Raw genomic sequence first — 5525 nt, forward strand, 5'->3', positions numbered from 1 at the left:
AAGCTGCGCCGCTCGGCCACCGCGACGCACCTGGCCTGAGGCGCTATTCCGTTCCGGCGACCAGCAATTCGAGGGTCAGCTTCGGCATTTCCTTGGTGATGTACTGCAGCCGCCACTTGTCGCTGAACAGCGCCAGGATCGCGCCGTCGGTGCGGGTGAACACCTCGACGCCGCGCTGACGGCTGAGCTCCTCGGCCGATTCGGCATCGGTGCGCCGGGCCAGCTGATACGGCAGATGATCGAGCTGCGTCTCGACATTGAACTCGGATTGCATACGCGCGGTGACGACTTCGAACTGCATCGGACCGACCGCGGCCAGCACCGGCGACTGCTCGCCGCGCGCGTCATTGCGCAGCACCTGCACCACGCCCTCGGAGTCCAGCTGATCCATGGCCTTGCGGAACTGCTTGTACTTGTCCGCGGTCTTGGCGCGCAGCGAGGCGAAATGCTCGGGCGCGAAGGACGGAATCGGCGGGAACTCGACCTTCTTGTCCACGAACAGCGTGTGCCCCGGGGCCAGCGCGGTCGCGTTCACCAGACCGACCACGTCGCCCGGGTAGGCGGTGTCGACGGTGGTGCGCTCACGGCCGAACACGGTCAGCGCGTACTTGGTGGCGAAGGGCCGCCCGGTCTGCGCGTGCGTCACGACCATGCCGCGCTCGAACTCGCCGGACACGATGCGCATGAAGGCCAGCCGGTCGCGGTGCGCGGTGTCCATGCCCGCCTGGACCTTGAAGATGACGGCGCTGAAGGGCGCGGTGGTCTCGCGCTCGTTGCCCTTGATGTCCTTGCGGGAGCGCGGCGGCGGCGCGAGCTCGACCAGTGTCTCGAGGATCTGGCGCACGCCGAAGTTCAGCATGGCCGAGGCGTAGATGACCGGCGAGGTGTGCCCGGCCAGGAACAGTTCCTGATCGTGGTCCTGCCCGGCGGCCGAGAGCAGTTCGCTCTCCTCGGCGGCGGTGGTCCACACGTCACCCTCGCGCTCGGCGGCCTGTTCGGGCGTGAAGTGCTCCTCGGGCGCGATGGTCGCGCCACCCGCGGTCCGGGTGAAGTGGATGTAGTCGGTGGGCGCGCCCTCCGCGCCGCGGCGCATCAGACCGCGGAAGTCACCGGCGATGCCGACGGGCAGGAACAGCGGGGTCGGCGTCAGGCCGATGCGCTCGACGATCTCGTCCAGCAGTTCCAGCGGGGCCTGGCCCGGCCGGTCCCACTTGTTGATGACGGTGATGACCGGGATGCCGCGATCGCGGGCGACCTGGAAGAGCTTGAGCGTCTGCGGTTCCAGGCCCTTGGCCGCGTCGATGAGCATGACCGCCGCGTCGACCGCGGTCAGCACGCGGTAGGTGTCCTCGGAGAAGTCGGAGTGGCCGGGGGTGTCGACCAGGTTGATCACGCAGTCGCCGTACTCGAACTGCAGCGCCGTGGAGCTGACGGAGATGCCGCGCGCCTTCTCCATCTCCATCCAGTCGGAGACGGTGGACTTGCGCCCGGCCTTGCCGTGGATGGCGCCCGCCTCGGAGATCTTCTTCGCGTGCAGCGCGAGCGCCTCGGTCAGCGTGGATTTACCGGCGTCCGGGTGCGAGATCACCGCGAAGGTGCGCCGCCGCGCCGCCTCGTCGGCCAGCCGCCCGGAGGTAGCAGAGGTCGCGCTGGCAGTCGGGGAACTCAACGGGGGACTCCTTCGTGCGGACGAGGCAACCGCACCAGGGTACGCGACCGGCCCGTTCGCCCGACCGGCAGGTTCAGGCCGCTACCTCTCCAGGTTCAGGCCGGAGTGCCCAGATATTGGGCGATGGCCCGGGCGATGAGGGCGAGCAGATCGGCTTCCGGGGCGACGGCCTCGAGACTGCGGTTGGCGGCGAGGACGGCCAACCCGTGCAGGTTGGTCCACAGGCACATGGCGCGTTCCCCGGTCGGGTCCGGCACGCAGTCGGCGACCAGTACGCGCCAATGCCGGAACAGCGGCAGCGACACCGATTCGCGGAGGTTCTCCCCGGAGCCCTCGAGCAGGTCGTGGCGGAACATGAGGGTGAACATCTCCGGGCGGCGCAGCGCGAAGGTGACGTAGGCCAGCGCGGTGCGGTCGAGTTGGGCGCGTGGCGTTTTCGCGCGGACGGCCTCGATGTCGGCGCGCAGATCCGCGTACCCGCGTGCGGCGATGGCGGCCAGCAATGCGTTGTGCGTCGGGAAGTAGCGGCGCGGAGCACCGTGGGAGACACCGGCTTCGCGCGCGATGGCGCGCAGTCCCAGTTGCCCGGCGCCGGTCTGCTCGAGCATGTCCACGCCCGCCGCGACCAACCGTTCCCGCAGTGGCTCAACCGAAGTCATGCCTCACATTCTCACGGCAAGGGTAGACAGCGTCTACTCGGGTGCGGTAGACAGGTAGTCACAATCCGTAGACATTGTCTACTTCGCTGTTCGGGAGGGTTTTCCATGTGGTACTGGCTGCTGAAGCACATCGTGGTCGGGCCGGTACTGCGCCTGCTGGGCAGGCCGAAGATCGAAGGACTGCAGCATGTTCCGGCCGACGGGCCGGTCATCATCGCGGCAAACCATCTGGCCGTGGTGGATTCGCTCTACCTGTGCCTGGCGCTGCGCCGGAAGGTCACCTTCCTCGCCAAGCAGGAGTACTTCACCGAGGGCGGCCTGCGCGGCCGGATCAATCGGTTCGTCATGAATGCCACCGGCCAGGTTCCGGTGGACCGCACCGGCGGTGGCGCGGGCTCGGATTCGCTCGCGGCGGCCGTGCGCATTCTGGAGTCGGGCGGCGTCTGGGGCATCCACCCCGAGGGCACCCGCTCGCCGGACGGTCGCATCTATCGCGGGCGGACCGGCGTGATCCGGGTGGCCATGCAGACCGGCGCTCCGGTCATCCCGGTCGTGCTGTCGGGCACCGATCGGGTCAATCCGCGCGATCGGCGGTTCCTGCGTCCGGCCAAGGTGCGTGTCTCCTTCGGCCGCCCCCGCTATTTCCCGCCCGCCGATCAGCAGGCCGTGCGCCACGCCACCGATGAATTGATGGCCGATATCGTGCGCCGCTCCGGCCGCCCCTATGTCGATTGCTACGCGGCCACTTTCACGGCGAAGGCCGCGTAAACGGCTGCCGCACAAGACAAGAAACGGCCGGTTGTTCGGCCCCGAGCTCCGAACAACCGGCCGTCGGTCAATCAGCTGACCGCTGCACCGGTACCACTGGAGGTGGCGCCCTGTCCGGCGCCGAGGCCGCCCAGCAGTCCGCCGAGGAGCGTGCCCAGGCTGCTGGAGCTGCCGGTCCCGGACGGTGACGGGGTCGGCTTGGGGGTGGGCGTCGGGGTGGGGGTCGGGCCGCAGTCGTTGGCGGTGATGGCGGCGATGCCGCCGTCCTGGCCCACCACATCCGCGGAGGCGATCGGGGCGGCGATGGTGACGGCGATGGCGGCGATGCCCACAGCGCCCAGGCCGTACCGGTGAATGCTCTTCATACACAGTTCCTTACTAAGCAGACCGGCCGCCCGGAGCCGATCAGAGTCCCCGCACCGGAAGCGGAACCGCGCTGTCGAGAGGGGGCCGACAGCGCGCGATTTCCTTGTTGTGCAGGGCGTTCCCTCCCGCGGGGAACTTGTGAAACAGTAATACTTCAGAGTATTCGGGACAAGGTTTTCACAGAGATCCACGCAAATGAAAACGGCCGCCATTCGGACTCGCTATGGAATCCGAACGATCGGCCGTTTTCAGTCGGACGGAAGGGCTCAACTGACCCGCGAATTCGCGCTGGAGCCGCTGAACATGCCCGACAGTCCGGACAGGATCGGGACGATGGAGCTGGCGCTGCCAGAATCCGTGGAAGTGGAGGCCGCGGCGACGGTGACATCCACCGGGCCGAGGGTGAGCCCCTGGCTGGCGGCGTTCAGGGTGACCGAGATGTGGTGCGCGCCCGCGGCGGACGGCGTCCAGTAGATCGCGGCCGAGGTGCTGCCACCGGCCGGGGTAGCGGTACCGAGCGAGACGGTCTGGCCGCCGACGGTGTCGAAGATGTTCGCGCTGGTGCTCGGCGAACCGGTGATCACGGTGATGGTGTAGGTCTGCCCCACCGTGTAGGAGCTGCCCGAAACGGTCAGGCCGCTGGCGGTGGTATCCGCCGCCGCGAAGGGAGCCGCGAAGGCGACGGAGGCGGAGAGGGCGGCTAGACCGGCGGCGCTCACACCGATGCTGCGGATGTTCGTCATGCAACTGTTCCTTACTCGGAAGACGGACACGTCTTCACGGGCTTTTCCTATGATGCAAAGCATTCCCCCGGAGTCGGGCCATGCGAAAAGCTAGTTTGTCAGAATCTTGGTCCTCCGGCCGGGAAACTCCGGACAAATCCCCGGAAATCCGCTAGGGCGGCCATCCTCGAAGGGGGTGCGGCAGGACCGTTTCCGCCGCATGTTAGAGTCTTCAGGTTGTCTCGGCGAGGGTGCGGCACCCAACTGCCCACCGTGATCGACGCGGCTCGGCCTTTTCGGCCGTCCATGTTGGTACTTCGTCGACGAGCAGACCAACCTCAGCCAGGGCGGCCCAGTCGCCTGGCGACCAGCTGACATTTCAGCCCGGACGAGCCGTAGGGAGAAAACAACCATGTCCGACGCCAGCCTTCTCGAAGCCACCGTTCGCACCGAGTTCGGCAAGGGCGCTGCCCGCCGGACCCGCCGCGACGGCAATGTTCCGGCCGTGCTCTACGGCCACAACGAGGAGCCGCAGCACCTGGCCGTGAACGCCCAGGCGTTCGCCGCCATCCTGCGTGAGCACGGCACCAACGCGGTGCTGAACCTGGACATCGCCGGCAAGAAGCAGCTGGCCCTGACCAAGTCGGTCGTGGTCCACCCGATCCGTCGCTACATCGAGCACGCCGACCTGCTGATCGTGCGTCGTGGCGAGAAGGTCACCGCCGACGTGAACGTCACCCTGGTCGGCGAGGCCGCCTCCGGCACCCTGGTCACCCAGGACACCACCACCCTCTCCATCGAGGCCGAGGCCCTGCACATCCCCGAGTCCATCGAGGTCTCCATCGAGGGCGTCGAGGCCGGCACCCAGATCCTGGCCGGCGCCATCGCGCTGCCGAAGGGCGTCACCCTGGCCGGCGACCCCGAGGCCCTGATCGTCAACATCATCGCCGCCCCGGCCGCCGCCGCCGAGGACACCGAGGCTGAGGCCGAAGAGGCCGCTGCGGAGTAACTCCCTAACTCCCGCAACGGTTTTCGATGACCGAGGCAGTCTCTCTATGACCGAGACAACAGCCGGTCCTGCGCTCGTGGTCGGTCTGGGCAATCCCGGATCCGAGTACGAGCGCACCCGGCACAATGTCGGTTTCATGGTCGCCGATGTGCTCGCGGAGCGCGTCGGCGGCCGTTTCACCGTGCACAAGAAGTCCGGCGCGGATCTGCTCGAGGCGCGCCTGGACGGGCGCAAGGTGCTGCTGGCCAAGCCGCGCACCTACATGAACCTGTCCGGGCGCCCCGTCGCGGCGCTGGCCAAATTCTTCTCCGTGCCCGCCACCGAGGTGATCG

At 67.9% G+C, this 5525-nt stretch carries 7 protein-coding genes; 3 read left to right on the plus strand and 4 right to left on the minus strand.

The genetic code is table 11. The annotated features are described in order from the left end of the window. Positions 1–43: 43 nt before the first annotated feature. Positions 44–1669, minus strand: a complete 1626-nt coding sequence (locus tag ACWELQ_RS36745) for a peptide chain release factor 3 (protein WP_452401625.1) — start codon at positions 1667–1669, stop codon at positions 44–46. A 95-nt stretch (positions 1670–1764) separates the two neighbouring features. After that, positions 1765–2328, minus strand: a complete 564-nt coding sequence (locus tag ACWELQ_RS36750) for a TetR/AcrR family transcriptional regulator (RefSeq protein ID WP_452401626.1) — start codon at positions 2326–2328, stop codon at positions 1765–1767. 105 nt (positions 2329–2433) lie between these two features. On the opposite strand from ACWELQ_RS36750, the gene ACWELQ_RS36755 reads away from it, so the two are divergent. Next, the gene (locus ACWELQ_RS36755) at positions 2434–3096 is read left to right on the plus strand and encodes a lysophospholipid acyltransferase family protein (RefSeq protein ID WP_452401627.1); all 663 of its coding nucleotides are present in this window, start codon (positions 2434–2436) and stop codon (positions 3094–3096) included. A gap of 71 nt (positions 3097–3167) precedes the next feature. On the opposite strand, the gene ACWELQ_RS36760 is transcribed toward ACWELQ_RS36755, so the two are convergent. Beyond that, positions 3168–3461: a hypothetical protein gene (locus ACWELQ_RS36760; RefSeq protein WP_452401628.1), complete on the minus strand. Its 294-nt coding sequence runs from the start codon at positions 3459–3461 to the stop codon at positions 3168–3170. A gap of 267 nt (positions 3462–3728) precedes the next feature. After that, positions 3729–4205 (minus strand): hypothetical protein, encoded by a 477-nt coding sequence (locus ACWELQ_RS36765; protein ID WP_452401629.1) that lies wholly within the window; start codon positions 4203–4205, stop codon positions 3729–3731. A gap of 391 nt (positions 4206–4596) precedes the next feature. On the opposite strand from ACWELQ_RS36765, the gene ACWELQ_RS36770 reads away from it, so the two are divergent. Then, positions 4597–5193 (plus strand): 50S ribosomal protein L25/general stress protein Ctc, encoded by a 597-nt coding sequence (locus tag ACWELQ_RS36770; RefSeq protein ID WP_452401630.1) that lies wholly within the window; start codon positions 4597–4599, stop codon positions 5191–5193. A 46-nt stretch (positions 5194–5239) separates the two neighbouring features. Continuing rightward, positions 5240–5525: aminoacyl-tRNA hydrolase (locus ACWELQ_RS36775; protein ID WP_452401631.1), on the plus strand; the 286-nt coding region annotated here is incomplete at its 3' end.

The organism is Nocardia sp. NPDC004722 (genome assembly GCF_053601505.1).

Bases quoted from the DNA above. Each gene is read 5' to 3' on its own strand.
- ACWELQ_RS36750 (WP_452401626.1), bottom strand. From the start codon at position 2,328: ATGACTTCGGTTGAGCCACTGCGGGAACGGTTGGTCGCGGCGGGCGTG.
- ACWELQ_RS36755 (WP_452401627.1), top strand. From the start codon at position 2,434: ATGTGGTACTGGCTGCTGAAGCACATCGTGGTCGGGCCGGTACTGCGC.
- ACWELQ_RS36760 (WP_452401628.1), bottom strand. From the start codon at position 3,461: ATGAAGAGCATTCACCGGTACGGCCTGGGCGCTGTGGGCATCGCCGCC.
- ACWELQ_RS36765 (WP_452401629.1), bottom strand. From the start codon at position 4,205: ATGACGAACATCCGCAGCATCGGTGTGAGCGCCGCCGGTCTAGCCGCC.
- ACWELQ_RS36770 (WP_452401630.1), top strand. From the start codon at position 4,597: ATGTCCGACGCCAGCCTTCTCGAAGCCACCGTTCGCACCGAGTTCGGC.